This is a genomic window from Pseudomonas sp. Lb2C2, from assembly GCF_052112205.1.
Classification (GTDB): Bacteria; Pseudomonadota; Gammaproteobacteria; order Pseudomonadales; family Pseudomonadaceae; genus Aquipseudomonas; species Aquipseudomonas kilonensis.
The window spans coordinates 369044-395937 of the sequence record NZ_JAUTYW010000002.1 but is presented as its reverse complement, the minus strand read 5'-3'; the positions used below and the strand labels follow the sequence as shown (position 1 = coordinate 395937).

The 26894-nt window shown below is 61.5% G+C and carries 22 protein-coding genes; 8 read left to right on the top strand and 14 right to left on the bottom strand.

The annotated features are described in order from the left end of the window. Positions 1-324 precede the first annotated feature (324 nt). Positions 325-1953, top strand: coding sequence for a glucan biosynthesis protein D (locus Q7F16_RS06020; RefSeq protein WP_409555924.1), 1629 nt, complete (start codon positions 325-327; stop codon positions 1951-1953). Between the two features lie 187 nt (positions 1954-2140). Here Q7F16_RS06020 and Q7F16_RS06015 read toward each other — a convergent pair whose 3' ends face one another. The 3 genes from Q7F16_RS06015 to Q7F16_RS06005 all read right to left on the bottom strand — a co-directional run bounded on the left by Q7F16_RS06015 (position 2141) and on the right by Q7F16_RS06005 (position 5918). After that, complete coding sequence (locus Q7F16_RS06015) at positions 2141-3247, bottom strand: NADH:flavin oxidoreductase/NADH oxidase (protein WP_409555925.1); 1107 nt, start codon at positions 3245-3247, stop codon at positions 2141-2143. 260 nt (positions 3248-3507) lie between these two features. After that, positions 3508-5217 (bottom strand): single-stranded-DNA-specific exonuclease RecJ, encoded by a 1710-nt coding sequence (gene recJ, locus Q7F16_RS06010; RefSeq protein WP_018611096.1) that lies wholly within the window; start codon positions 5215-5217, stop codon positions 3508-3510. Positions 5218-5375: 158 nt separating this feature from the next. After that, complete coding sequence (locus Q7F16_RS06005; RefSeq protein ID WP_003198109.1) at positions 5376-5918, bottom strand: YaeQ family protein; 543 nt, start codon at positions 5916-5918, stop codon at positions 5376-5378. 147 nt (positions 5919-6065) lie between these two features. Between Q7F16_RS06005 and Q7F16_RS06000 the strand changes: the two genes are divergently transcribed. Next, positions 6066-7265 carry a CaiB/BaiF CoA transferase family protein gene (locus Q7F16_RS06000; protein WP_095974608.1) on the top strand — a complete coding sequence of 400 codons (1200 nt, stop codon included), beginning with the start codon at positions 6066-6068 and terminating at the stop codon, positions 7263-7265. A 1280-nt stretch (positions 7266-8545) separates the two neighbouring features. Here Q7F16_RS06000 and Q7F16_RS05995 read toward each other — a convergent pair. The 11 genes from Q7F16_RS05995 to ffh all read right to left on the bottom strand — a co-directional run bounded on the left by Q7F16_RS05995 (position 8546) and on the right by ffh (position 19080). Further along, positions 8546-8833: a DUF3509 domain-containing protein gene (locus tag Q7F16_RS05995; protein WP_046063935.1), complete on the bottom strand. Its 288-nt coding sequence runs from the start codon at positions 8831-8833 to the stop codon at positions 8546-8548. A gap of 184 nt (positions 8834-9017) precedes the next feature. After that, the gene (locus tag Q7F16_RS05990) at positions 9018-10388 is read right to left on the bottom strand and encodes a transporter substrate-binding domain-containing protein (protein ID WP_409555926.1); all 1371 of its coding nucleotides are present in this window, start codon (positions 10386-10388) and stop codon (positions 9018-9020) included. Positions 10389-10508: 120 nt separating this feature from the next. After that, on the bottom strand, positions 10509-11918 hold the full coding sequence (thrC, locus tag Q7F16_RS05985) for a threonine synthase (protein ID WP_046063933.1): 1410 nt from the start codon (positions 11916-11918) through the stop codon (positions 10509-10511). A 105-nt stretch (positions 11919-12023) separates the two neighbouring features. Further along, positions 12024-13328: a homoserine dehydrogenase gene (locus Q7F16_RS05980; protein WP_046063932.1), complete on the bottom strand. Its 1305-nt coding sequence runs from the start codon at positions 13326-13328 to the stop codon at positions 12024-12026. A 132-nt stretch (positions 13329-13460) separates the two neighbouring features. Continuing rightward, a complete protein-coding gene (gene dsbC / locus Q7F16_RS05975; RefSeq protein WP_409555927.1) occupies positions 13461-14192 on the bottom strand; it encodes a bifunctional protein-disulfide isomerase/oxidoreductase DsbC in 732 nt (243 codons plus the stop codon). A 285-nt stretch (positions 14193-14477) separates the two neighbouring features. Then, a complete protein-coding gene (gene xerD, locus Q7F16_RS05970; protein WP_018611113.1) occupies positions 14478-15374 on the bottom strand; it encodes a site-specific tyrosine recombinase XerD in 897 nt (298 codons plus the stop codon). 133 nt (positions 15375-15507) lie between these two features. Beyond that, positions 15508-15858 (bottom strand): 50S ribosomal protein L19, encoded by a 351-nt coding sequence (gene rplS / locus Q7F16_RS05965; protein WP_003175895.1) that lies wholly within the window; start codon positions 15856-15858, stop codon positions 15508-15510. 45 nt (positions 15859-15903) lie between these two features. Further along, positions 15904-16677 (bottom strand): tRNA (guanosine(37)-N1)-methyltransferase TrmD, encoded by a 774-nt coding sequence (trmD, locus tag Q7F16_RS05960; RefSeq protein WP_170845966.1) that lies wholly within the window; start codon positions 16675-16677, stop codon positions 15904-15906. Further along, positions 16659-17195 (bottom strand): ribosome maturation factor RimM, encoded by a 537-nt coding sequence (gene rimM, locus Q7F16_RS05955; protein WP_003198090.1) that lies wholly within the window; start codon positions 17193-17195, stop codon positions 16659-16661. The genes trmD and rimM overlap by 19 nt, the downstream gene beginning before the upstream one ends. Before the next feature lie 5 nt (positions 17196-17200). Then, entirely contained in the window at positions 17201-17452 is a 252-nt protein-coding gene (gene rpsP, locus Q7F16_RS05950) for a 30S ribosomal protein S16 (RefSeq protein ID WP_003198088.1), read from the bottom strand. Positions 17453-17703: 251 nt separating this feature from the next. Beyond that, positions 17704-19080, bottom strand: a complete 1377-nt coding sequence (gene ffh / locus Q7F16_RS05945) for a signal recognition particle protein (protein WP_046063931.1) — start codon at positions 19078-19080, stop codon at positions 17704-17706. A gap of 206 nt (positions 19081-19286) precedes the next feature. On the opposite strand from ffh, the gene Q7F16_RS05940 reads away from it, so the two are divergent. The 6 genes from Q7F16_RS05940 (at position 19287) to Q7F16_RS05915 (ending at position 26889) form a co-directional block, all read left to right on the top strand. Next, positions 19287-20099: a cytochrome C assembly family protein gene (locus Q7F16_RS05940; RefSeq protein WP_041475750.1), complete on the top strand. Its 813-nt coding sequence runs from the start codon at positions 19287-19289 to the stop codon at positions 20097-20099. A 12-nt stretch (positions 20100-20111) separates the two neighbouring features. Further along, positions 20112-21353 carry a transporter associated domain-containing protein gene (locus tag Q7F16_RS05935; RefSeq protein WP_046063930.1) on the top strand — a complete coding sequence of 414 codons (1242 nt, stop codon included), beginning with the start codon at positions 20112-20114 and terminating at the stop codon, positions 21351-21353. Between the two features lie 408 nt (positions 21354-21761). Beyond that, positions 21762-23075, top strand: coding sequence for an MFS transporter (locus tag Q7F16_RS05930; protein ID WP_041475749.1), 1314 nt, complete (start codon positions 21762-21764; stop codon positions 23073-23075). 153 nt (positions 23076-23228) lie between these two features. Continuing rightward, the gene (gene lon, locus Q7F16_RS05925) at positions 23229-25643 is read left to right on the top strand and encodes an endopeptidase La (RefSeq protein ID WP_409555928.1); all 2415 of its coding nucleotides are present in this window, start codon (positions 23229-23231) and stop codon (positions 25641-25643) included. Between the two features lie 215 nt (positions 25644-25858). Then, complete coding sequence (locus Q7F16_RS05920) at positions 25859-26251, top strand: protease inhibitor I42 family protein (protein ID WP_409555929.1); 393 nt, start codon at positions 25859-25861, stop codon at positions 26249-26251. Between the two features lie 2 nt (positions 26252-26253). Further along, on the top strand, positions 26254-26889 hold the full coding sequence (locus Q7F16_RS05915; RefSeq protein ID WP_046063927.1) for a lysoplasmalogenase: 636 nt from the start codon (positions 26254-26256) through the stop codon (positions 26887-26889). Positions 26890-26894: the final 5 nt, after the last annotated feature.

Sequence of the window (26894 nt, the reverse complement as noted above, 5' to 3'; positions counted from 1 at the left end):
GCCGTCTGAATCCGGCTTAGATCGCCTATCACGCTAAAGAATAGGGAGGATTCAAAGCGTGAAAAGGGAGTTTTAGAGTAATTAGTCAAAAAAAGTTGAAATCGAGATAAAAAAAGAAATAACTGTAAGAAATTTTGACCAAGCCTCGCTTTCCTTTCTCTTGAAGCCCGCATTTCCCCTATGATTTTGCGCCTCGGTGAACCGATCCAGCTCTCAGGCATCTGTTCTAACGTTCGTCGCGTTTGGCCAAAGGCATGTCCGAACTCATTTATCAGTCTCTGTAGCCAGGATCGGCTCGGGACTGTTTCGAGAAAGGTTGTATTTATGCACCGCAGGAATCTGCTCAAGGCCTCCATGGCCTTTGCCGCCTACACTGGGCTGTCGGCCTCCGGACTCATGGCCGCACGCGCCTGGGCCGCCGATCAGACTGCCGACGGCGAAGCCCGCCCCTTCGACTTCAACGGTTTGAAGGATCAGGCCCGGCGGCTGGCCGAGAGCCGCTACGTCGACACCAAGCAAGTCCTGCCAGAAACCCTGGCCCTGATGTCGCCGCTGCAGTTCAACGCCATCCAGTACGACGCCAGCCACTCGCTGTGGAATGACCTCGACGGGCGGCAACTGGATGCGCAGTTCTTCCACGTCGGCATGGGCTTCAAACAGCCGGTGCGCATGTACAGCGTCGATCCGAAGACACGTATGGCCCGAGAGGTGCACTTCCGCCCGGAACTGTTCAACTATGAGAAAACCACGGTCAACACCGCGCAATTGAAGGGTGACCTGGGCTTCGCCGGCTTTCGCGTCTTCAAGGCGCCGGAGCTGGACCGGCACGACATCGTTTCGTTTCTGGGGGCCAGCTACTTCCGCGCCGTGGATGCCAGCGGCCAGTACGGGCTGTCGGCCCGCGGCCTGGCCATCGACACCTACGCCAAGAAGCGTGAGGAATTCCCGGACTTCACCAAGTTCTGGTTTGAAACCCCGGACAAGAACAGCACCCGCTTCGTGGTCTACGCCCTGCTCGACTCCCCCAGCGCCACCGGTGCCTATCGGTTTGACATCGATTGCCAGCCGACCCGGGTGGTGATGGAGATCGACGCGCACATCAATGCCCGTACCGCCATCGAGCAGTTGGGCATCGCCCCCATGACCAGCATGTTCAGCTGCGGCACCGTCGAACGGCGCATGTGCGACACCATTCACCCGCAAATCCACGATTCCGACCGGCTGGCCATGTGGCGCGGCAACGGCGAGTGGGTGTGCCGGCCGTTGAACAACCCCGCCACCCTGCAATTCAACGCCTTCGCCGACAAGGACCCGAAAGGTTTCGGCCTGGTGCAGACCGACCACGACTTCGCCAGCTACCAGGACACCGTGGACTGGTACAGCAAGCGCCCAAGCCTGTGGGTCGAACCAACCACAGCCTGGGGCGAAGGCTCGGTCGACCTGCTGGAGATTCCTACTACCGGCGAAACCCTGGACAACATTGTCGCGTTCTGGACGCCGAAAAAACCGGTGGCCGCCGGCGACTCGCTGAACTATGGCTACAAGCTCTACTGGAGCGCGCTGCCGCCGGTCAGCACCGACCTGGCCCATGTCGACGCCACCCGCTCAGGCATGGGCGGTTTCATCGAAGGCTGGGCACCGGGCGAGCATTACCCGACCGTCTGGGCCCGTCGCTTTGCCGTGGACTTCAGCGGCGGCGGCCTCGACCAACTGCCGCCGGGCACCGGTATCGAACCCGTGGTGACCTGCTCCCATGGCGAGGTGAAGGACTTCAACGTGTTGGTGCTGGATGCGATCAAGGGCTACCGCATCACGTTCGACTGGTACCCGACCGACGACAGTGTAGAGCCGGTGCAGATGCGCCTGTTCATTCGCACCAAGGACCGGACCTTGAGCGAGACCTGGTTGTACCAATACTTCCCGCCGGCGCCGGATAAGCGCAAGTATCCCTGATAGGGATCGGGTGTCTGGGCTGGCCTCATCGCGAGCAAGCTCGCTCCCACAGTAGATTTGTGTTGTTCACACATTCCCTGTGGGAGCGAGCTTGCTCGCGATGAGGCCGGTACAGCCACCGAATAATCCAGCCAGATAAACAAAAGCCCCGGCCAATGACGACCAGGGCTTTTTGTTTTATCAGGCACTAGTCCCGCAAATCCGACTCATGAATCGGCTGGTCCCGATGCGTGGCCCGCTGGTACTGCGCCGGCCACGTGGCCTTGCGGCCGCCCAGGTCATCATCGGCATGCAAGGCCCAGTACGGATCACGCAACAATTCACGGGCCAGGAAAATGATGTCGGCCTGACAGGTGCGCAGGATGTGTTCGGCCTGGGCCGGTTCGGTGATCATGCCGACGGTGCCGGTGGCGATTTCCGACTCCTTGCGTACCCGCTCGGCGAAACGGGTCTGGTAACCCGGGCCGGTGGGAATTTCCGCATTGGCCGCCGTGCCACCCGATGACACGTCGATCAAATCCACCCCCAGGGCCCTGAATCGCCGCGCCAGCTCCACGGTTTCGTCCGGGTTCCACCCGTCCTCGACCCAATCGGTGGCGGAAACGCGAACGAACACCGGCAGTTCTTCAGGCCATACGGCCCGCACCGCTTCGGTGACTTGCAGCACCAGGCGGATGCGATTCTCGAACGAGCCGCCGTATTGATCGCGGCGCTGATTGCTCAACGGCGAGAGGAATTGATGCAGCAGATAACCATGGGCAGCGTGAACCTCGACCACTTTGAAGCCGGCCGTGAGGGCGCGCTTGGCTGAATCCACGAAGGCCTGGATCACATCGGCGATCTGCCCTTCGTCCAACTGCATCGGCGGGGTGTGTTGCGGGTCGAAGGCAATCGGCGACGGGCCGACCGGAACCCAGCCGCCGTCCGCCGGTTTTACGCTGCCATGCTTGCCCAGCCAGGGTCGCCAGGTGCTGGCCTTGCGTCCGGCATGGGCCAGTTGTATGCCCGGCACGGCCCCTTGGGCGGTGATGAACCGGGTGATGCGTTGCAAGGGTTCGATCTGTTCATCATTCCACAGCCCCAGGTCCTGGGCAGTGATGCGACCGTCGGCGGTGACGGCGGTGGCTTCGGTGAACACCAGGCCGGCACCGCCCACGGCACGGCTGCCCAAGTGCACCAGGTGCCAATCGTTGGCCAGGCCATCGGTGCTCGAATACTGGCACATCGGCGATACCGCGATGCGATTGGGCAGGGTCAATTGGCGAAGGGTATAGGGTTCCAGCAGCAGACTCATGGGGCACCTCTCGAATCAGTGGGCAGGCTCCAGGGTTCTGTTTGAAAAGTCGACGAGTGACAAAAGGTGCAACACCCGCCCCCGCGGGCAAAAAATTCGACAAGACGTCACAAGGGCTATCAAGCAGTGCTTAGAGCCTAGTCGACAACCCGGCAGGACGGAGGGTTCAGAACTTAAAAACCGACGGCGTGGCGCAATAGCGTTCTTGCCCGAACTCCTGTGGCGAGGGAGCTTGCTCCCTCGCCACAAAGGCCGATCGGCTACCGCGGCTCGATATGGGCAATCATCAATTGCACCGTTTCCTGACCGCGGAACTCGTTGAGGTCGAGCTTGTAGGCCAGTTCCACCCAGCGCACGGTAGGGTTGGGCCAGATCTCGCGGTCGATGCCAAAGGCGATGCCATCAAGCTTCACCGAGCCGCACTCGCTCTTGAGGACGACCTTCAGGTGCCGTTCGCCCACTACGCGCTGTTCGACCAACTGGAACAGGCCGTGGAACATCGGCTCAGGAAAATGCTGGCCCCAGGGACCGGCATGACGCAGCGCCCGGGCCAGTTCCAGATGGAATTCCTCGACCGCCAGGGTGCCATCCGACAACAGCCGGCCGGTCAGGTCTTCTTCGCGCAATTGCCGGCGCACTTCCGCGTCGAACGCTTCGGCGAACAACGGAAAATTAGCCTCCGGCAGCGTCAGCCCCGCCGCCATGGCGTGACCGCCGTACTTGCTGATCAGGGTGGGATGCTGCGCCGCCACCACGCTCAGCGCATCGCGAATGTGAAAGCCCGGCACCGAGCGGCCCGAGCCCTTGAGCAAACCGTCCCCGGCATCGGCAAAGGCGATGGTCGGACGGAAATAGCGCTCTTTCATCCGCGAGGCGAGGATGCCGATGACCCCTTGGTGCCACTGCGGATCGAACAGGCACAAACCGAACGGCATCGACTCCACCGGCAGGTCCTTGAGCTGGGCCAGGGCTTCGCGCTGCATGCCCTGCTCGATGGACTTGCGGTCCTGGTTCATGCCGTCCAGTTGCGCCGCCATCTCCCGCGCCAGGGCCGGGTCATCGGTGAGCAGGCATTCGATACCCAGGCTCATGTCGTCCAGGCGCCCCGCCGCATTCAGACGCGGCCCGAGGATAAAACCGAGGTCGGTGGAGGTAATCCGTGAAGCATCGCGCTTGGCCACTTCCAGGATCGCCTTGATGCCGGGGCGGGCGCGTCCGGCGCGAATCCGTTCCAGGCCCTGGTGCACCAGGATCCGGTTATTCGCGTCCAGGGGCACCACGTCGGCCACGCTGCCCAGGGCCACCAGGTCGAGCAATTCGCCGATGTTCGGCTGAGGGGTGCTGGCATACCACCCCAGGCTGCGCAGACGCGCCCGCAGGGCCATCAGCACATAAAAAATCACCCCGACACCAGCCAGGGCCTTGCTCGGGAACTCGCAGCCCGGCTGGTTCGGATTGACGATGGCGTCAGCTGCCGGCAGTTCGAGACCGGGCAAGTGGTGGTCGGTGACCAGCACCTGGAGCCCCGCCGCTTTCGCCGCCGCCACGCCTTCCACGCTGGAAATACCGTTATCCACGGTGATCAGCAACTGCGGTTCGCGGGCCAGGGCGACTTCGACGATTTCCGGGGTCAGCCCGTAGCCATATTCGAAGCGATTGGGCACCAGGTAATCGACATGGGCCGCACCGAGCAGGCGCAACCCCAGCATGCCCACGGTGCTGGCGGTCGCGCCATCGGCATCGAAGTCGCCCACGATCAGGATGCGCTGGCGCTGCTCCAGCGCCGTCACAAGCAGATCCACCGCGGCGTCGATCCCCTTGAGCTGCTGAAAGGGAATCAAGCGCGCCAGGCTCTTGTCCAGTTCAGCCTCGGACTGCACGCCACGCGCTGCGTACAGGCGGGTCAACAGGGGCGGCAGGTCACCGAGAAATGGCAGGGTATCGGGCAGCTGGCGGGGTTCTATGCGCATGGGGGAACGGACATTTCTCTATTTTTTGGAATCCTGGACTGTGGCGAGGGAGCTTGCTCCCGCTAGGCTGCGTAGCGGCCCCTTTTGTGGGTGCTGCGCACCCAAGCGGGAGCAAGCTCCCTCGCCACAATAAGTTCATTCAATACCGGGTCAATGGCTCAACCACGCTCACCCAGCAACCATTGCAGCTGGACTTCATGTTGGCCACGGTCGTCGGTCACGAAAATCGTGCCCTCGCTGATCATCACGTCCCACTTGATCACCCGCGGCATGTCCTGGGCCAGGGTTTCCAGCACTTCCTGGGGCACAGCGGCGATGTTGACGTTTTTCAGGTTCTTGACCGCCGGGATCACCTTGCCTTCCCAGACCCGCAGGCTGCCGTAGGCCAGCAGGCTGGTGCGCTCGGTCCGGCGCGAGCACCAGGTCAGGCGATCGGCATCCGGCTGACCGACTTCGATCCAGTGCAGCACACGGTCATCCAGGCTTTTTTCCCACAGCGCAGGCTCGTCGACGTCTGACAGACCACGACCAAACGCCAGCAGCTCGTTGTACCAGAACGCGTAGGCCAGCAGACGCACGGTCATGCGCTCTTCGGTTTCCGAAGGGTGGCGGGCGATGGTCTGCTTCACATTCTCATACACATTGCGGTCGAGATCGGTGAGGTTCAGTTCAAACTTGTAAGTCGTGGACGGCTGGGCCATGAACGGGCTTCTTGATACGAGGAAAGGCGGCAAGTCTAACCGATGACGCGGGCAATCCACGAATTGCCGACCATCAACCTGCGTCGACCAGCCTTGGCCTATGATAAAACGCTCTATTCGTTCTGCCTTTGTCCTACAGGATCTGTCATGTCGCTTACTGCCAAACCCCTTGCCGGCGTCAAAGTCATCGAACTCGGCACCTTGATCGCCGGGCCCTTCGCCTCGCGCATCTGCGGTGAATTCGGTGCCGAAGTCATCAAGGTCGAATCGCCCGACGGCGGTGACCCCCTGCGCAAGTGGCGCAAGCTGTACGAAGGCACCTCGCTGTGGTGGTTCGTCCAGGCACGCAACAAGAAATCCCTGACCTTGAACCTCAAGCACCCCGAAGGCCTGGCAATCCTGAAAAAGCTGATCGGCGAAGCCGACATCCTGATCGAGAATTTTCGCCCCGGCGTACTGGAAAAGCTCGGCCTGGGCTGGGATGTCCTGCACGCACTGAACCCGAAACTGGTGATGGTGCGGCTTTCGGGCTTCGGCCAGACCGGGCCGATGAAAGATCAGCCGGGGTTTGGCGCGGTGGGCGAATCCATGGGCGGCCTGCGCTACATCACCGGGTTCGAGGACCGTCCGCCGGTACGTACCGGGATTTCCATCGGCGACTCCATCGCCGCCCTATGGGGCGTGATCGGCGCTTTGATGGCCCTGCGTCACCGCGAGATCAATGGCGGAACCGGGCAAGTGGTGGACGTGGCCTTGTACGAGGCGATTTTCGCCATGATGGAAAGCATGGTGCCGGAGTTCGACGTGTTCGGCTTCATCCGTGAGCGCACCGGCAACATCATGCCCGGCATCACCCCCTCGTCCATCCACACCAGCGCTGACGGCAAGCACGTGCAGATTGGCGCCAACGGCGACGCGATCTTCAAGCGTTTCATGCAGATCATCGGCCGCGACGACCTGGCCAATGACCCGCAACTGGCCAGCAACGACGGCCGTGACAACCGCCGCGACGAGCTGTACGGGGTCATCGATCGCTGGGTCAACTCGCTGCCGCTCGATAACGTTATCGACCAACTGAACCAGGCCGGAGTGCCGGCCAGTCGGATCTTCAGCGCCGAGGATATGTTCAGCGACCCGCAGTTCCTCGCCCGTGAGATGTTCCTACAAGCCAAACTGCCGGACGGCAAGGCATTCAAGATGCCGGGGATCGTACCGAAACTCTCCGACACCCCGGGCACCTCCGAATGGGTCGGCCCGGCGCTGGGTGAACACAACGCACAAGTGCTCGGCGAGCTTGGCTACGACGCGCAGCAGATCACCAAACTGCGCGCCGACGGGGCCATTTGACGCTCTGTAGGGGCCAGTCACCGAAGATCAAACGGTGGGAGCGAGCTTGCTCGCGATAGCGTCCGTTCAATCGACTTGATGTTGACTGGCACACCGCAATCGCGAGCAAGCTTTGCTCCCACAGGTCCTGCTCAAACAGATCTGACGGGTGTACGACCAGAAGAGCCAGGCCGGCTACTAGGCCGCCTCGCGGTGGACGTTGATCTCGGCGCCCCGTTAACCACGCTGGCCGAACGCAGGCATTGCGCAGTGGGCAACCCGGCATGGATGCCGGGTTAGCCGCGCTGGGCCATGGATGGCCCTTCGCGGCGGGCCCACGGAGCAATGCCTTCGTTCAGGCATGCCGAGCCTAGGCGAGGCACCGAGTGGTGGGGCACAAGCGCTTTGGTTACTTTCGCGCTTTTCGAAAGTGACCCGCTGTAAGAGCTGAACCATAAGCCGCCGTTACCGCAGCAATGGATATGTACCCGACCATCAGGCCGCCATCGCGAGCAAGCTCGCTCCCACATTAGGATTGATTTCACCCGGGAGAATCAGGCCAGCTGTCAGGCCGCCTTCGCGAGCAAGCCCGCTCCCACAATGGGATCTGAGTCCGACCGGGAGAGCCAGGTCGGCTGTCAGGCCGCCTTCGCGAGCAGGCTCGCTCCCACAGTTGGGTCCGAGTACGACCGGGAGAGCCAGGTCGGCTGTCAGGCCGCCTCGCGAGCAAGCTTTGCACCCACAGGTCCTGCTCAAACAGATCTGATGGGTGTACGACCGGGAGAACCAGGTCGGCTACTAGGCCGCCTCGGGGTGGACGTTGATCTCGGGTGCCCCGTTAACCACGCTGGCCGAACGCAGGCATTGTGGAGTGGGCATCCCGGCATGGATGCCGGGATAGCCGCGCTGGGCCATGGATGGCCCTTCGCGGCGGGCCCACGGAGCAATGCCTGCGTTCGGGCACACCGAGCCTTAGCGAGGTGCCGAGTGGTGGGGCAAAAGCGTTTTGCTTACTTTTGCGCTCTTCAAAAGTGAGCCGCCGTAAGGGCGGAACCAATAGCCGCCGTTACCGCAGCATTGGATATCACTCAGCCAACAATAGGCTCCAGCGCCTGACAGAACGCGCTAAAAACGTAAAAGCCAGGCAAAAAGAAACCCCGAGAAGTGGGGAGACGACTCGGGGTTAAACGTGACCACTCATGGTCCGTACAACAAGCGACAAGCACCGGAGCACAATGCTTGCTCTTGTTGGTAAAAGATCTGACTCATCAGGACGTAGGAAGGTTCCCACAAAACCCCAGTCAATTCGCCGCGACCATGACCTTGTCCCGCGCCAGATTGCGCAGCGCCGCAATCACACAGGGCTCCAGCCGACCCTCGGCAATCAGCACATCGCGATGCAGGCCATCGACCACGTCGGTCAACTGACGCTTGTCGGTCAATTGGGCCTGATTGAACACTCGCTCGACCATGATGGCCCCGGAGGCATTCTTCAGCGTCACCAGGCACTCGCCCTTGGCGCCGGAGGGAGTCAGCGTGACCTGATACGGGCTCAAAGCCTCACTCAGCAATAGGCTGATACTTTCCATTCGCTCACCCTTCAATAGTCCGAAAACAACTGCATGTTCACAGTAAGTGACCGTGGGCCGCAGCAGAAAGTTCGTCAGCGCACCGAACCGGCACGCCTTCAATCTGTTCAACCGAGCATGCGCGCCCAATATGACAGGCAAACAACAGCCTTCTCTTGAAGCCTTGGCGTGGTGACAGTCGGCATCAGGCCATGAACCTGTCGCAACGGCGCCACCGACGCCCGGCATCGGTCCAGCCCCCCAGAATGCCGCGCAACTGCCCGTCAGCCCCATAGAAGGGCACCGACCAGTGATAGATTTCCCGCAATCCGCTGCTGAACATCAATTGCCGGTCGACGAACCGAGACTGGCCGGTGCGCAATTGCTCCATCACCTCCCCATGCAGCAACTCGGCGGTGGCCGGTGGGAATGCCGCAGAATCCGTCAGCCGCGTGCCCCGCAGCTTTTCGAAGCGGGTCGCGAACTGGTCCTCGTAGCTTTTGTTGCACATGATCAGGCGCCCTTCCAGATCCCGGATGAAAATCGGGTCGGGAATGGCATCCATCAAGGCCCGCTGGAGCATCAACTGGTCCTTGAGGACCGCCTCGGCCTTGAGACGTTGGTCGATCTGTATCTGCAGGCGGCGGTTCCACAGCAAGGACAGGAGGCCGAACAACACGACCACGGTCACACACCAGTAACCCCAGCGAGACAGCCGCTCCCACATCGATGGCGCCTGGACGGGCGTCATGCCGGCCATCCATTTGGACCGCATTGCGCGCATGTCCTCGGCCGGGAAGGCTTCCAGGGCTTTATTCAAGATACTCAGCAACACGCTCAGGTCTTGGCGTACAGCGAGGTAGTCTGGTTCCCACTTGCCCTCAAGACCTCTTCCTACCTGCAACTGTCCCGCCGGATAGAGGTGCACCCCGCTTTCATTTTCGATGGTGACATAGGCTTCCCGGCTCTCGACCAATGCCCGCGCCTCGCCATGGGTCTTGGTCGTGCGCAATTCGATGGCCGGGTGATCGCGCCTGATTTCCGCCTCCAAGGCATGCCGTGCCGGTAACGCCAGGACCTTCCCTTCCAGCTGCTCCAGCGAATGAAGAGGCGACTCTCCGTCACGGCCGACGAATACCCAGCCCGAGCCGCCAAATGCATGGCTGAAACTCAGGAAGTCCCGGCGTTCGTCATTCATCGCCAACAGGGTGGTCATGTCGGCCTCGCCGTTTTCCAGCATCGTCAGCAACTCACCGGGGGAGAACGACTCCCGGTGCACGAACTCAAGGCCGGTCATTTGCGTAATGCGCTGGAGAATGTCGTGGTTCAGGCCGTTCCACTGCCCCAGTTCATTCTTGAACAGGTACAACGGAAACTGCATCGTGGCCACGATGACGCGGGGGTTCTCCTTGATCCACTTCAATTCCCGCGCATCCAGCACCAGCCGTTCGCCAGGATTGAACGGCGGAGTTTCGAAAGCCGCCAACTGCGCCGCGTTGCCCCCCTGCGCCCAGTACATCAGGGCCAGGCTCATTACCCAGCCCAGAGCTGGTTTGCCTTTGCTAAAAAACGACATCTGCATTTCCTTCGAGATGACTCGCCCGTCCCTCCAAGGGCGAAAACCCGACCAGTTTGGCATGCAGAAACAAGAAAGCCCGTCAGGAGACGGGCTTCAAGATGTGACAGGGTTGCGCGGTCAGAGCGGCTTGCCGCGGTTCCCATGCTGACTGACAAAGGCCTGCACGGCCTTCAAGTCGTTGGGCAACACGGTGCAACGCTCATCTCGCTCAAACAAATCAGAAAGATGTGCAGGGAGCTCAAGTGCTTTTCCTACACCGGCTTTCTCCACGGCGTCCGGAAACTTGACCGGGTGCGCCGTGCCCAGGATAACCATCGGGATATCCAGGCTGCGACGGCATTCACGGGCGGCCCTGACGCCAATGGCTGTGTGCGGATCGAGCAGTTCACCGCTCTGCTCGAACACCTCGGCGATGGTTTCGCAAGTCTGCTCATCGTCCACCGCCAGGGAGTCGAACAACTTGCGGGCTTCGGTCCAGCGCTCAGGCTCGACGCTGAAACCGCCGCCCTGGCGGAAGCTGTCCATCAGGCCGGCAATCGCCGCACCATTGCGACCGTGCAGGTCGAACAGCAGGCGTTCGAAGTTCGACGACACCATGATGTCCATCGAAGGCGACAGCGTGGCGTGCAGGGTTTCCTTGACGTACTGGTTGCCGCTCATGAAGCGGTGCAGGATGTCGTTGCGGTTGGTGGCGACGATCAACTGGTTGATCGGCAGGCCCATGTTGCGCGCCAGGTAGCCGGCGAAGATATCGCCGAAATTGCCGGTCGGCACCGAGAACGACACGGAGCGGGCCGGGCCGCCCAATTGCAGGGCCGCGTGGAAGTAATAAACGATCTGGGCCATGATCCGCGCCCAGTTGATCGAGTTCACCGCCACCAGCCGCGTGCCCTTGAGGAAGCTCTGGTCGGCGAAGCTGGCCTTGACCATTTCCTGGCAGTCATCGAAGTTGCCTTCGATGGCGATGTTGTGGATGTTATCGCCGAAAATCGTCGTCATCTGCCGACGTTGTACTTCCGAGACCCGGTTGTGCGGGTGCAGGATGAAAATATCGACGTTCTCGCAATGCTTGCAGCCTTCGATGGCCGCCGAACCGGTGTCGCCAGAGGTGGCACCGACGATCACCACACGCTCGCCACGCTTTTGCAGCACGTAGTCCAGCAGGCGACCGAGCAATTGCAGGGCGAAGTCCTTGAACGCCAGGGTGGGGCCGTGGAACAGCTCCATGACCCATTCGTTACCGTTGAGCTGACGCAGCGGTGCGATGGCGTTGTGGGAAAAGACGCCATAGGTCTCTTCCAGGATTTTCTTGAAATCGGCGTCCGGGATGCTGCCGGTGACGAACGGGCGCATGACCCGGAACGCCAGCTCGTGATACGGCAGGCCGGCCCAGGAAGCGATTTCTTCCTGGGTGAAGCGCGGCAGGTTTTCCGGCACATAGAGACCACCGTCCGTGGCCAGGCCGGCCAGGAGGACATCTTCGAAATTCAGGGCCGGTGCCTGGCCGCGGGTGCTGATATAGCGCATGGGGCAAACCTTCGGTTTGGGCTTCAAGCGTTGAAGCTGCAGGCGACACATTCAAAGGCAAGTTTGCCTTCGTTCGCAGCCTGCAACTTACCGCTTGCCGCTAAATTAATTCAAATGTTCGACGCGGATACGGACCACCGGGCCAACGACACCCTGGAGCGCTTCGAGCGCCGCAATCGCGTCGTTGATGCGCTGCTCGACCACACGGTGGGTCAGCAGGATCATCGGCACCAGGCCGTCGTGTTCCTCGACTTCCTTCTGCATGATCGACTCGATGTTGATACCGCGTTCCGAGAGAATGCTCGCCACTTGCGCCAGCACACCCGGATGGTCCTTGGCCTGGATGCGCAGGTAGTAGGAGCTTTCGCACGCCTCGATCGGAAGAATCGGGTGAGCCGACAGCGAGTCTGGCTGGAAGGCCAGGTGCGGCACGCGGTTTTCCGGGTCCGAGGTCATGGCGCGAACCACGTCCACCAGGTCGGCGATCACCGAAGAGGCCGTCGGCTCCATGCCGGCACCAGCGCCGTAGAACAACGTCGAGCCGGAGGCGTCGCCGTTGACCATCACCGCGTTCATCACACCGTTGACGTTGGCGATCAGGCGATCGGCCGGGATCAAGGTCGGGTGCACGCGCAGCTCGATGCCGTTGGCAGTGCTGCGCGCCACGCCCAGGTGCTTGATGCGATAGCCCAAGGCTTCGGCGTAGTTCACATCAGCGGTGGTCAGCTTGGTGATGCCTTCGGTGTAGGCCTTGTCGAACTGCAACGGAATGCCGAACGCAATGGAGGCCAGGATCGTCAGCTTGTGCGCCGCGTCGATGCCTTCCACGTCGAACGTCGGATCAGCCTCTGCGTAACCCAGGGCCTGGGCCTCGGCGAGCACGTCTTCGAAGGTGCGACCCTTCTCACGCATCTCGGTGAGGATGAAGTTGCCGGTGCCGTTGATGATCCCCGCGACCCAGTTGATGCGGTTGGCCGAGAGGCCTTCGCGGATCGCCTTGATCACCGGGATACCACCGGCCACGGCGGCTTCGAAAGCCACGATCACGCCCTTCTCGCGGGCCTTGGCGAAAATCTCATTACCGTGAACAGCGATAAGCGCCTTGTTCGCGGTGACCACATGCTTGCCATTCTCGATGGCCTTGAGTACCAGATCGCGGGCAACGGTGTAGCCGCCGACCAGCTCTATGACGATGTCGATCTCAGGGTTCGTGGCCACTTCGAAGACATCGTTGGTAATCGCAATACCGGTCGTCTGGAACTGAGGCTTTGGCGTGCGCATGGCAATTTGTGCCACTTCGATCCCACGCCCGGCACGACGAGCAATTTCCTCGGCGTTGCGCTGAAGTACGTTGAAGGTGCCGCCACCGACGGTACCTAACCCACAGATGCCTACTTTGACCGGATTCACTCTTGACTCCCCATGAAACGGCCGACGCAAGGTCGGCCGTGAAATACAGCCGCGCAGCAACGCGACTTTGTGTTTAACGGCCCGACGAAGGTTTTCGCCGAGCCGTGATCTTCAGAAGCGGATCGCCCATGATCATTTCGCGTCCAGGGCCAGTTTGGCGACTTGTGGCGCCGGCTGGTAGCCCGGAATCACCTGGCCGTCGGCCAAAACGATGGCCGGCGTGCCGTTCACACCAATGGACTGGCCAAGGGCGAACTGCTTGGAAACCGGGTTCTCGCACTTGGCGGCCTTGATTTCCTTGCCATCGACCATCTTGTCCATGGCCGCTTTCTTGTCCTTGGAGCACCAGACCGCCTGCAACTGCTCATCGCCCGGCGAGCCCAGGCCCTGGCGCGGGAACGCAACATAGCGCACTTCGATGCCGCGCTTGTTCAGCTCCGGCACTTCGGCGTGCAGCTTGTGGCAATACGGGCAGGTGGTGTCGGTGAACACGGTGATGTGCGACTTGGTTTCGCCAATCGCCGGATAGACCACGGTTTCAGCGACTGGAATGCCGTTGATCAACTTGGAAATGCCCTGGCGCTCGGTCATCTCGGTGAGATTGACCGGCTTGCCGCCCTTGAGCTCGAACAGGTTGCCCTGGACGATGTACTGACCGTCGGCGCTGGCATAAAGCACGCGGCTGCCCTTGAGCTTGACCTCATACAGGCCGGCCATGGGACTGGCCGAGATGGTTTCGATCGGCACTTCGAGCTGAAGGTTTTCCAGGCTCTTGCGGATAGCCTTGTCGGCCGCGTCGTCGGCGATGGCAAAGGTACTGGCCAGCGCAATGGCGGCGGCGGTGAACATCTGGATCAAACGCATGGGGACTCCTGAGGCGAACAAATGAGACGGGAAACGCCGACCCGCAGATTCGGGTTCCAACCGCCCACTGTGCAAACCGACAAAGCCTACCACATAAGGCCCGCGTGACCGAATGCCGCTGACGCAAGACGCTTTGAGGATTGATGCAGGCTTTTCTGTGGGAGCTGTCCTGTGGGAGCAAGGCTTGCCCGCGATGGCCGCGCCGCAGTGTAACAACTACACCGCGTTATCGTTCATCGCGGGCAAGCCTTGCTCCCACAAGCTCGCTCCCACAGGGGACTTCATTCATCCGCGCGGATGGTGTTTGGCATGCAGGTCCTGCAACCGCGCCCGGGCGACGTGGGTGTAGATCTGGGTGGTGGACAGGTCGCTGTGGCCGAGCAGCATTTGCACCACCCGCAGGTCGGCGCCGTGGTTGAGCAGGTGCGTGGCAAAGGCATGGCGCAAGGTGTGGGGCGAGAGGGATTTGCCGATCCCGGCCACCTTGGCCTGGTGCTTGATGCGGTGCCAGAAGGTCTGGCGGGTCATCTGCTCACCGCGCAGGCTGGGAAACAGCACATCGCTGGGACGCCCGCCCAGCAGCTCATGACGGGCATCGCGCATGTAGCGCTCGACCCAGACGATCGCTTCCTCACCCATCGGCACCAGGCGTTCCTTGCTGCCTTTGCCCATCACCCGCAGCACGCCCTGGCGCAGGTTGACCTGCTCCAGGGTCAAGCTGATCAACTCGGTGACCCGCAGGCCACAGGCATACAAGACTTCCAGCATGGCCCGGTCGCGCTGACCGATGGCTTCGCTGAGGTCGGGTGCCGCCAGCAGCGCCTCCACATCGGCTTCCGACAGGGATTTGGGCAATGGGCGCCCCAGTTGCGGCATTTCCACGCGCAAGGTCGGGTCCACCGCAATCAGCTTTTCCCGCAGCAAGTAGCGATAAAAACCACGCAGGCCGGAGAGAAAACGAGCGGTCGAGCGCGGTTTGTAGTTCTGCTCCAGGCGCCACGCCAAGTGATCGAGGATCAACTCCCGGCCGGCATTGATCAGTTCCAGGTGGTTTTCCTGCAACCAACCGTTGAACAGCGCCAGGTCACTGCGATAGGCATCACGGGTGTTATCGGACAGGCCCTTCTCCAGCCACAGGGCGTCGAGAAACTGGTCTATCAACGGATGATCGATGGCTGGCATAAAAACTCTTGAAGGATGCGGGCACACACGGCATCGAAATGGGAAATGAAGCTATGCAGGGTGCTCAAAGAGCAAATCGCAGGCAACAAAAAAGCAGCCCGCAGGCTGCTTTTTTTTGCATCGGAAGCTGGACTTAAGCCAGTTTTTCCTTGATGCGAGCTGCTTTACCCGACAGGTCACGCAGGTAGTACAGCTTGGCTTTACGTACGTCACCGCGACGCTTGACAGCCATGCTGTCGATTTGCGGGCTGTAGGTCTGGAAAGTACGCTCTACGCCGACACCGTTGGAGATTTTACGAACGGTGAATGCACTGTTCACGCCACGGTTACGCTTGGCGATAACGACGCCTTCGAACGCTTGCAGACGGGAACGGTCGCCTTCCTTCACTTTCACCTGAACGACAATGGTGTCGCCTGGGGCAAAGGTAGGGATTTCTTTGGTCATCTGCTCTGCTTCGAGTGCAAGGATGATTTTGTTAGTCATGCTGTGCTCCTAAGGCAAGTCGTCGGACTCACCATCGATACGTTGTTAACTATCGTCCCGCTCGCGGATGTATTCCTCGAGCAGCTTCTTCTCTTCTCCAGAAAGCGAGCGGCTTTCCAGAAGATCGGCGCGTCGTTCATAGGTCCGACCAAGGGACTGCTGCAAACGCCAACGCCGGATGTGCGCGTGGTTGCCACTTAGCAACACGTCGGGAACACGCTGATCCGCATACACCTCCGGTCGGGTGTAGTGCGGGCAATCCAGCAGACCATCCGTAAAGGAATCTTCCTCAGCGGAATCTGCATGCCCTAAAGCTCCAGGCAGCAGTCGTGTAACCGCATCGATCAGGACCATCGCCGGCAGCTCGCCGCCAGACAGTACATAGTCGCCAATCGACCACTCTTCATCGACATGAGCTTCAATGAAACGCTCGTCAATGCCTTCATAACGGCCGGCAATCAGGATCAATGCATCCGAATTCGCCAGCTCGCGTACCGCCGACTGAGTCAGCTGACGGCCTTGGGGCGACAGGTAGATCACCTTCGCACCCTCCCCGGCTGCCGTCCTGGCCTGAACCAGCGCATCTTCCAGGGGCTTGATCTTCATCACCATGCCCGGACCACCGCCAAACGGGCGATCGTCCACAGTGTGATGTCGATCCGTGGTGTAGTCCCGCGGATTCCAACAGGTGAGCTGCAACAGCTCCTGTTTCACCGCGCGGCTGGTTATGCCGTACTCGCTGATGGCGGAAAACATCTCGGGAAACAATGTGATGACTTCAACGCGCAAGTTAGCCACGTTTAGAAATCCGCATCCCATTCCACCTTCATCTCGCCTGCGGCAAGGTCGACGGCCAACACGCATTGCTCGGTATAGGGCAACAGGCGTTCGCGATCATCCAGGCTGCCGACGCAAGGCTTGACCACCATGACATCGTTCGAACCGGTCTCGAGCAGGTGATCGATCTTCCCGAGCAATTGCCCGAGGTGGTCGATGACCTTCAGACCCACGAGCTGGTACCAGTAGTACTCGCCATCGGTCAGTTCAGGGAACAGGTTGCGCGGCACGCAGATCTCATAACCGGCCAGAAGACGCGCTTCTTCACGATCATCGAGATCCTTGAGCTTTGCGACCAGGAACTTGTCGTTCCCGCGTCCGCTGACCAGCTCCACCTGTTTCACGCTACCTTCGCGCTTGAGCGTCCAGGTTTTGTAGTCCAACAGGTTCTTGATCGGATCAGTAAAGGAATACACCTTCACTTCGCCGCGAACGCCATGTACAGAATAGATCTTGCCGACAACGATCAAATCATCAGCATCTTTTGGCGTCGCGTTCATATTGCTCAGGCCGCAGCCTTAGCCGATTCCTTCAACAACTGAGCAACGCGCTCAGAAGGTTGTGCACCAACGCTCAGCCAGTAGGCTACGCGCTCTTGGTTCACGGACAGACGTACTTCCTGACCACGGGCAACAGGGTTGAAGAAACCAACCTGTTCCTTGTGGGAACCGTCACGCGGGTTGCGGCTGTCGGTTACGGTCAGGTGGTAAAACGGGCGCTTTTTGGAGCCGCCAAGGGCAAGACGGATTGTTAGCATGTGAACATCGTTCCTGTAGTCGGTGCTGCAAATCTAAATGCACAGCGGGCATAGGTGCCCGAAAGGCCGCATATTCTAAGGAATATCCCGACTTTTGCAAATGTCTTTTTCCGGCGCCTGGCGCCATGCGATCAAGATTTGCCATAGAGCCGTCATGAAAAACGGCAAGTCAGCTCCCGCGTAGCGCGGGTTTGCTGGAGATCCCCGCATCCGTGCGGGGCAACGCCGACATGACAGTCGGCGCAGATTCTTTACATTTTCGGCATGCCGCCGCCGGGCAACATACCACCCATGCCGCGCATCATCTTGGCCATTCCGCCCTTGGCGGAGAATTTCTTCATCATCTTCTGCATCTGCTTGTGCTGCTTGATCAAGCGACCGATGTCCTGCACCTGGGTGCCGGAACCCATGGCGATACGGCGCTTGCGCGAACCGCTGATCAGCTCAGGGTCGCGGCGCTCGGCCGGGGTCATGGAGTTGATGATGGCTTCCATCTGCTTGAACTGCTTTTCAGCAGCGCCCTGGGCATTGCCCATCTGCGCCAGGTTCACGCCACCGATGTTCGGCAGTTTGTCCATGAGGCCGCCAAGGCCGCCCATGCTCTTCATTTGTTGCAACTGGTCGCGGAAGTCTTCGAGGTCGAAGCCCTTGCCCTTCTTCAGCTTCTTGGCCAGTTTATCGGCCTTGTCCTTGTCGAGGGTCTGTTCGGCCTGCTCGATCAGGCTGAGCACGTCGCCCATGCCGAGGATGCGCGAAGCGATACGCTCGGGGTGGAACGGCTCGAGCGCTTCGCTCTTCTCGCCCATACCGATGAACTTGATCGGCTTGCCGGTGATGGCCCGTACCGACAGCGCGGCACCGCCACGGGCGTCACCGTCGACCTTGGTCAGGATCACGCCGGTCAGCGGCAGTGCATCACCGAACGCCTTGGCGGTGTTGGCCGCATCCTGGCCGGTCATGGCGTCGACCACGAACAGGGTTTCCACCGGGTTGATCGCGGCATGCAGCGCCTTGATCTCGCCCATCATCTCTTCATCGATGTGCAGGCGACCGGCGGTATCGACGATGACCACGTCGATGAATTTCAGTTTTGCTTCTTTAATAGCCGCCTGGGCGATGTCGACCGGCTTCTGGCTCAGGTCGGACGGGAAGAACGTCACGCCAATGTCGTTGGCCAGGGTTTCCAGTTGCTTGATCGCCGCCGGACGGTAGATGTCCGCCGACACCACCATCACCGACTTCTTCTTGCGCTCTTTAAGGAAGCGCGCCAGCTTGCCGGCTGTCGTAGTCTTGCCCGCGCCCTGCAGGCCGGCCATCAGCACCACCGCTGGCGGTACGGCGCTCAGGTTCAGGTCTTCGTTGGCGGCGCCCATCAGGCTTTCGAGTTCGGCCTGGACGATCTTCACGAACGCCTGGCCCGGTGTCAGGCTGCGCGACACTTCGGTGCCGACGGCGCGTTCCTTGACCGAATTGACGAAGTCCTTGACCACCGGCAGGGCGACGTCGGCTTCGAGCAACGCCATGCGCACTTCGCGCAGGGTGTCTTTGATGTTGTCCTCGGTCAGTTTCGCCTTGCCGGTGACATGGCGCAGCGTCTGCGAGAGACGGTCGGTTAGGTTTTCAAACATGCGCGATCCTTTCAGGCCCAGATGAGACCGGGATAATGGCGGCCCAGACCGTGAAAAATGTGCTCGGCGAGCCTGCGGCGTGGGCAGGTCGCGGATTATAGCGAAGAAGCGGGCAACGTACACCTTACTGTCAGTTGCGGTGGTCTTTCGTGCGGAGGGGGTTCTATGCCAAACTCAGCGCCTTTCGGGCTTGCCTAACAGGATTTATGCTCCCCTTGTCACCCAGCTTGCTTGCCACGCTCGCCGCCGCTTGCCTTTATGCCGCTGCGACCCTCTATCAAGGCACCCGCCTGGCCACCGGCGCCAAGGCGAACAAACGCCTGTTGGTCACGCTTGGCGTGCTGGCGGTGCTCGGCCACGCGATTAGCCTTTATACCCACCTGATGACGCCGATTGGCCTGGGCCTGGACTTTTTCAATGCCGCCAGCCTGATCGCCGTCGCCGTGATCGGTCTGACGCTGCTGGCCTGCTCGCGCATTCCGGTGGAAAACCTGCTGGTGCTGCTGTTCCCGCTGGGGCTGGCCACGGTGCTGCTGGCGCAGTTCGCGCCGTCGGGCACGGTGCAGATCATCGACGAAGAACCGGGCATCCTTGCCCACATCCTGCTGTCGATACTCGCCTATGGCCTGTTCACCATCGCGGTATTCCAAGCCTTGCTGCTACTGGTGCAGGACCACCAGCTCAAGCACAAGCACCCGTCCGGACTGATCCGCAACTTCCCGCCGCTGCAAACCATGGAGAGCCTGCTGTTCGGTTTCCTCTGGGCCGGCTGGAGCCTGCTGTCGCTGTCGCTGATCTCCGGCTGGTTGTTCGTCGAGAACCTGTTCGCCCAGCACCTGGTGCACAAGACCCTGCTCGCCTGCCTGGCGTGGGTCGTGTTCAGCGTGCTGCTGTGGGGCCGCAACCGCCTCGGCTGGCGCGGCCACAAGGCCATCCGCTGGACCCTGGCCGGTTTCTGCCTGCTGATGCTTGCGTACTTCGGCAGCAAGCTGGTCCGCGAATACATCCTGCATGTGTGACGGACGGCGCTGATGGATACGTTGCCCGTGGCGCCGCTGTTTGCCGTGCTGGTGGTGCTGATCCTCTGGTCGGCCCTGTTCACCGCCATCGAAGCCGCCCAGCAGCACCTGCTGGCCCAACGCACGGCCTCACGCGCCAGTGACAAACCGCTGGCAACGCTGACATTCCCGCTGGCCAGCCTGATCCTGTGCAATACCCTCTGCCGCACCCTGGCCGTGGTCATCGGCACCTTGCTGGCGATCTTTACCTGGCTGGAAAACGGCCCTTGGGTAGCCTGGCTCGGCAGCGGCGCGGCCCTGCTGGTGTTCGCCGACTACCTGCCGCGCACCTTGGCCACCCGCCAGCCCGAAGCGGTGCTGGCGCTGGGCAACGCCTTGCTGGGCATACCGTTGAAGATCCTCTATCCGTTTGCCTGGCTGTTGAATGGTGCCAGCCAATTGTTGCTGCGCCCCTTTGCGCGCAAAGCCAGCATGGTGCAACAGAGCGACGACGAAATGCCCGCGCCACCGCGCAGCGAGCAGGAACCAGAGCACAGCAGCAGCCGGCTGCACCCGATTTCCGGCATCCACGCCCTGGACAACATCACCGTCAACGATATCCTCGTGCCCCGCAGCGAGGTCGATGGGATCAACCTCGACGACCCCATCGGCGAGATCATCGAACAGTTGCGCCTGAACCGGCGTACCCGCCTGCCGATGTTCCACAGCGACATCAACCAGGTCGAAGCGGTGCTCAACACGCGCCAGATCCGTCATTTGCTGGCGGACGCGAGCCTGACCAAGGAAGCGCTGCTGACCGCCTCCCACGAGCCCTACTTCGTCCCCGAAAGCACGCCACTGCAACTGCAATTGCTGAATTTCCACAAGCAGCAGCGGCGCCTGGGCATGGTGGTGGACGAATACGGCGAAGTGCTGGGCATCGTCACCCTGGAAGACATCCTCGAAGAAATCGTCGGCGAATTCGAGAGCGAGCACAGCCTCGACAACCCCCACGTCCACCCCCAGCCCGACGGTCGCCTGATGATCGATGGCGCGGCGTCGATCCGCGAATTGAACAGGACCCTGGGCTGGCACCTGCCTTGCGACGGCCCCAAGACCCTCAACGGGCTGGTGACCGAAGCCCTGGAAACCATCCCCGAAAGCCCGGTGTGCCTGAAGATCGGCCGTTATCGGCTGGAAATCATCGAAACCGTGGACAATCGCGTCAGCCAGGTGCTGGCGTGGCATAACAGTTCGGTGCCGGCGGTGCTCTAAACACCGCACCCGTGGCGAGGGAGCTTGCTCCCGCTGGGCTGCGCAGCAGCCCCAAAGCAGCCACCCCAACCTGCCTGACACACCGAGTGATCAGGTTTCAGGGCTGCTTCGCAGCCCAGCGGGAGCAAGCTCCCTCGCCACAAAAAGCTCATCGCCAGCGCCGATATTGTATGGCAGCACTCTTGTTGATTCGTTAGCCCCCTTCCTATACTCAATCCGCTTACCCAGCCCCGTCCGAACCCCGTGCTTACCCGCACCCAGCCGGTTCCGACCCGACCATCGGCAAAATCCGCACCGGTCCTGCGACTGTTCCTACCCGAAACAGCGAAAGGATACCCGCCCACATCCCTGGGTGTTCGACCATAATAATTCGCTCCAACGGAGCACATGACTGTCAGGGATAACCGCATGACGACCGCTACCTGCAACGAGGCTGTGTCTGCCCAGCCGACAAATTCGGCCACCCGCGTGGCCACCGCGAGTTTCATCGGCACCGCCATCGAGTTCTACGACTTCTACGTCTACGCCACGGCTGCGGCCCTGGTGATCGGGCCAGTGTTCTTCCCGCAAACCTCAGGCACGGCACAGATGCTGTCGTCCTTCCTGACGTTCGGCATCGCCTTCCTCGCGCGCCCGCTGGGTTCTGCACTGTTCGGCCATTTCGGCGACCGGATCGGGCGCAAGTCGACGCTGGTGGCGTCCCTGCTGCTGATGGGCGTGTGCACCACGCTCATCGGCGTGTTGCCCGGCTACGCCAGCATTGGCGCCTGGGCGCCGATCCTGCTGTGCGTGCTGCGTTTCGGCCAGGGCCTGGGGCTGGGCGGTGAATGGGGCGGCGCCGCGCTGCTTGCCACCGAGAACGCGCCCAAGGGCAAGCGCGCCTGGTTCGGCATGTTCCCCCAACTGGGGCCCTCCATCGGCTTCCTGGCGGCCAACGGGCTGTTCCTGACCCTGGCCATGAGCCTTGACGACGAGCAGTTCCGCGCCTGGGGCTGGCGAATTCCGTTCCTGCTCAGTGCCGTGCTGGTGATCGTCGGCCTCTATGTGCGGCTCAAGCTCCACGAAACCCCGGTGTTCGCCAATGCCATGGCCCGCCAGGAGCGAGTGAAGGTGCCGTTGGTCGAGCTGTTCAGCCAGTACTGGGCGCCAACCTTGCTGGGCGCCGCGGCGATGGTGGTGTGTTACGCGCTGTTCTACATCTCGACGGTGTTTTCCCTGAGCTACGGCGTATCCACCCTCGGCTACAGCCGCGAGACCTTCCTGGGCCTGCTGTGCTTTGCCGTGCTGTTCATGGCCGCCGCTACGCCCCTGTCGGCCTGGGCCAGCGACCGCTACGGCCGCAAACCCATATTGATCCTCGGTGGTGTACTGGCGATTGCCTCGGGTTTCCTCATGGAACCGTTGCTGACCCACGGTTCCACTGGCGGGGTGGCGCTGTTCCTGTGCATCGAGCTGTTCCTGATGGGGGTGACCTTCGCCCCCATGGGCGCCTTGCTGCCGGAACTGTTTCCGACCCACGTGCGCTACACCGGTGCCTCGGCGGCCTACAACCTGGGCGGCATCGTCGGCGCCTCGGCCGCGCCGTTCTTCGCCCAGAAACTGGTGGCGATGGGCGGTTTGAGCTATGTCGGGGGTTATGTTTCAGCGGCTGCGCTGCTCAGCGTCATCGCCGTGCTGTGCCTGAAGGAGACGCGCCACAACGACTTGAACCGGGTCGCCTAGGCCCGGGCCGTGGCGAGGGCTCCACGCCTCGCCACGGGAACCTGTCGCAAGCCTGAACGCCCGCCAATGAAATAACCACTAACAATCGCCCACCATTGAAACCACCCCCCACCTGCCCCATCTAAGACCCATACCCCATTGCGCAGGTGCCCCATGAGCGACCAGCACTCTACAGAAGCCACTCACGATTACGCTGACTCCGAACACATCGAACACACCTCTTCCGGCACCGGCCTGGCCCTGCCTGGCCAGAATTTGCCAGACAAGGTCTACATCATCCCGATCCACAATCGTCCGTTCTTCCCGGCCCAGGTGTTGCCGGTCATCGTCAACGAAGAACCGTGGGCCGAGACCCTGGAGCTGGTGGCCAAGTCCGACCATCACTCCCTGGCGCTGTTCTTCATGGACTCGCCCCAGGAAGACCCACGCCATTTCGACACCTCGAAACTGCCGCTGTACGGCACGCTGGTGAAGGTGCACCACGCCAGCCGGGAAGGCGGCAAACTGCAATTCGTCGCCCAGGGCCTGACCCGCGTGCGCATCCGCACCTGGCTCAAGCACCATCGCCCACCGTACCTGGTGGAAGTCGAATACCCGCACCAGCCGAGCGAGCCGACCGACGAGGTCAAGGCCTACGGCATGGCGCTGATCAACGCGATCAAGGAACTGCTGCCGCTCAACCCGCTGTACAGCGAAGAGTTGAAGAACTACCTCAACCGCTTCAGCCCCAACGACCCTTCGCCGCTGACCGACTTTGCCGCCGCGCTGACCTCCGCCACCGGCAACGAACTGCAGGAAGTACTCGACTGCGTGCCCATGCTCAAGCGCATGGAAAAAGTCCTGCCGATGCTGCGCAAGGAAGTCGAAGTGGCGCGGCTGCAGAAAGAGATTTCCGCCGAGGTCAACAACAAGATCGGCGAACATCAGCGCCAGTTCTTCCTCAAGGAGCAGCTCAAGGTCATCCAGCAGGAGCTGGGGCTGACCAAGGACGACCGCAGCGCCGATATCGAACAGTTCGAGCAGCGGCTCGAAGGCAAGGTGCTGCCGACCCAGGCGCAGAAACGCATCGAGGAGGAAATGAACAAGCTCTCGATCCTGGAAACCGGCTCCCCGGAATATGCCGTCACCCGCAATTACCTGGATTGGGCGACCTCGGTGCCGTGGGGCGTGTTTGGCCAGGACAAGCTTGACCTCAAGCACGCGCGCAAGGTGCTCGACCAGCACCACGCAGGCCTGGACGACATCAAGGACCGCATCCTGGAGTTCCTCGCCGTCGGCGCCTACAAAGGCGAGATCAGCGGTTCCATCGTGCTACTGGTGGGCCCGCCGGGCGTGGGCAAGACCAGCGTCGGCAAATCCATCGCCGAGTCCCTGGGGCGACCGTTCTACCGCTTCAGCCTCGGCGGCATGCGTGATGAAGCCGAGATCAAGGGGCATCGGCGCACCTACATCGGCGCCCAGCCGGGCAAGCTGGTGCAGGCACTGAAAGACGTCGAAGTGATGAACCCGGTGATCATGCTCGACGAGATCGACAAGATGGGCCAGAGCTACCAGGGCGACCCGGCCTCGGCCTTGCTGGAGACCCTCGATCCGGAACAGAACGTCGAATTCCTCGACCACTACCTGGACCTGCGCCTGGACCTGTCGAAAGTGCTCTTCGTCTGCACCGCCAACACTCTGGACTCGATCCCCGGCCCGCTGCTGGACCGGATGGAAGTGATCCGCCTGTCGGGCTACATCACCGAAGAAAAAGTCGCCATCGCCAAGCGTCACTTGTGGCCCAAGCAACTGGCCAAGGCCGGCGTGTCCAAGGGCAGCCTGAGCATCAACGACAGCGCCCTCAAGGCGCTGATCGACGGCTATGCCCGTGAAGCTGGGGTGCGACAGCTGGAAAAACAGCTGGGCAAACTGGTGCGCAAGGCGGTGATGAAGCTGATCGACGACCCCAAGGCCGTGATCAAGCTCGGGCCGAAGGACCTCGAGGCCTCTCTGGGCAAACCGGTATTCCGCAACGAGCAGGTGTTGTCCGGCGTCGGCGTGATCACTGGCCTGGCCTGGACCAGCATGGGCGGCGCGACCTTGCCGATCGAAGCGACGCGCATCCACACCCTCAATCGCGGCTTCAAGCTGACCGGGCAACTGGGGGACGTGATGAAGGAGTCGGCGGAAATCGCCCACAGCTACGTCAGTTCACACCTGAAGCAATTTGGCGGCGATCCGAAGTTCTTTGACGAGGCCTTCGTTCACCTGCACGTACCGGAAGGTGCCACGCCCAAGGACGGCCCGAGCGCCGGCGTGACCATGGCCAGCGCGTTGCTGTCCCTGGCCCGCAACCAGCCGCCGAAAAAAGGCGTAGCCATGACCGGCGAACTGACCCTCACCGGGCACGTCCTGCCGATAGGCGGGGTGCGCGAGAAGGTCATCGCGGCGCGCCGCCAGAAAATCAACGAGCTGATCCTGCCGGAAGCCAACCGGGGCAACTTCGAAGAACTGCCGGACTACCTCAGGGAAGGTGTCACGGTGCACTTTGCCAAGCGGTTTGCGGATGTGGCCAAGGTGTTGTTCTGATGTTCCTCTAGCGGCTTGTACCGGCCTCATCGCGAGCAAGCTCGCTCCCACAGGGTTTGGTGTGGATCACAAATGCTGTGAACACCACAAATCCCCTGTGGGAGCGAGCTTGCTCGCGATAGCGGCATCAGCAACAACATATGCCCACCTGACACACCCAGTAGCATCTTCGGTTATGCTCGCCGTTCGTCGTAAATGCCGGAGCCGTTGCCCTTATGTCCCTCACTCGCCTGCTCGTCCCTCTCAGCCTCGCCCTGTTGAGCGCCTGCGCCACGCAAACCAGCAACAACGTGACCGTGGAAAAACTGAGCCAGTGCCCGGTAAGGCTCAATAACGGGCAGAACCTGATCCTGAGCCTGCCCAGCAACCCCAGCACCGGTTATCGCTGGGCGATCCAGGATTCGGCCGGTGGCGTGCTCAAAGGCTTGGGGCCGGAGGTTTATCGCAACCCGGAAGACGCCGGCATCGTCGGCGCCGCAGGTGTCTCGACCTGGCGCTTCCTGGCGTTCAGCGCTGGCACCGGGCGCTTGCGCCTGACTTATCAACAACCCTGGGCCCCGGAAGTACCGCCCGTGGAAACGTTTGACTGCGCCATTGCGGTGAACTGACCGTGGGCTGGCTGATCCTTGCACTGATGGGCGCAGCCACCTACCTGTACGGCCTGACCGTGCACGCCACGCTGTTGTGCCTGCTGGTCAAGCCCATGCCGGTCCTGGCCCTGCTCGGCTGGCTGCACGATGCGCCGCCCAGTGACTATCGGCGCTGGATCAGCCTCGGGCTGATTTTTTCGCTGGTGGGCGACGTGTTGCTGGCCTGGCCGGGGGATCTGTTCGTGTTCGGCCTTGGCGCGTTTCTGCTGGCGCACCTGGCCTACCTGAAAGCCTATCTCAGCGACTGCCACCGCCCGGCACTGCTGCCATTGGCCCTGGCCTTGGGCATCGGCGCGGTGCTGTTGGGGATCCTGGTGTCGAACGGCCTCGGGCCGTTGCTGGTGCCGGTGATTGTCTACGGCCTGGCCATCAGCGCCATGCTCTGGCGAGCGTTGGCGCGGCTGGGCACCGGCGTGCCGAAACGCTCGGCCTGGCTGGCCGCCGCCGGGGCGCTGGCGTTTGTGTTCTCCGACAGCCTGATCGGCATCAACCGGTTCGTGCAGCCCTTCCATGCCGCGCCTTACCTGATCATCGTCAGTTATTGGCTGGGCCAGTGGGGGATTACGGCGTCGGCGTTTACCCAAAAGCCACACTGAACAAA

Bases quoted from the DNA above. Each gene is read 5' to 3' on its own strand.
- Q7F16_RS06020 (WP_409555924.1), top strand. From the start codon at position 325: ATGCACCGCAGGAATCTGCTCAAGGCCTCCATGGCCTTTGCCGCCTAC.
- Q7F16_RS06015 (WP_409555925.1), bottom strand. From the start codon at position 3,247: ATGAGTCTGCTGCTGGAACCCTATACCCTTCGCCAATTGACCCTGCCC.
- recJ (WP_018611096.1), bottom strand. From the start codon at position 5,217: ATGCGCATAGAACCCCGCCAGCTGCCCGATACCCTGCCATTTCTCGGT.
- Q7F16_RS06005 (WP_003198109.1), bottom strand. From the start codon at position 5,918: ATGGCCCAGCCGTCCACGACTTACAAGTTTGAACTGAACCTCACCGAT.
- Q7F16_RS06000 (WP_095974608.1), top strand. From the start codon at position 6,066: ATGTCGCTTACTGCCAAACCCCTTGCCGGCGTCAAAGTCATCGAACTC.
- Q7F16_RS05995 (WP_046063935.1), bottom strand. From the start codon at position 8,833: ATGGAAAGTATCAGCCTATTGCTGAGTGAGGCTTTGAGCCCGTATCAG.
- Q7F16_RS05990 (WP_409555926.1), bottom strand. From the start codon at position 10,388: ATGTCGTTTTTTAGCAAAGGCAAACCAGCTCTGGGCTGGGTAATGAGC.
- thrC (WP_046063933.1), bottom strand. From the start codon at position 11,918: ATGCGCTATATCAGCACCCGCGGCCAGGCACCGGCCCTGAATTTCGAA.
- dsbC (WP_409555927.1), bottom strand. From the start codon at position 14,192: ATGCGTTTGATCCAGATGTTCACCGCCGCCGCCATTGCGCTGGCCAGT.
- xerD (WP_018611113.1), bottom strand. From the start codon at position 15,374: ATGCCAGCCATCGATCATCCGTTGATAGACCAGTTTCTCGACGCCCTG.
- rplS (WP_003175895.1), bottom strand. From the start codon at position 15,858: ATGACTAACAAAATCATCCTTGCACTCGAAGCAGAGCAGATGACCAAA.
- trmD (WP_170845966.1), bottom strand. From the start codon at position 16,677: ATGGGATGCGGATTTCTAAACGTGGCTAACTTGCGCGTTGAAGTCATC.
- rimM (WP_003198090.1), bottom strand. From the start codon at position 17,195: ATGAACGCGACGCCAAAAGATGCTGATGATTTGATCGTTGTCGGCAAG.
- rpsP (WP_003198088.1), bottom strand. From the start codon at position 17,452: ATGCTAACAATCCGTCTTGCCCTTGGCGGCTCCAAAAAGCGCCCGTTT.
- ffh (WP_046063931.1), bottom strand. From the start codon at position 19,080: ATGTTTGAAAACCTAACCGACCGTCTCTCGCAGACGCTGCGCCATGTC.
- Q7F16_RS05940 (WP_041475750.1), top strand. From the start codon at position 19,287: ATGCTCCCCTTGTCACCCAGCTTGCTTGCCACGCTCGCCGCCGCTTGC.
- Q7F16_RS05935 (WP_046063930.1), top strand. From the start codon at position 20,112: ATGGATACGTTGCCCGTGGCGCCGCTGTTTGCCGTGCTGGTGGTGCTG.
- Q7F16_RS05930 (WP_041475749.1), top strand. From the start codon at position 21,762: ATGACGACCGCTACCTGCAACGAGGCTGTGTCTGCCCAGCCGACAAAT.
- lon (WP_409555928.1), top strand. From the start codon at position 23,229: ATGAGCGACCAGCACTCTACAGAAGCCACTCACGATTACGCTGACTCC.
- Q7F16_RS05920 (WP_409555929.1), top strand. From the start codon at position 25,859: ATGTCCCTCACTCGCCTGCTCGTCCCTCTCAGCCTCGCCCTGTTGAGC.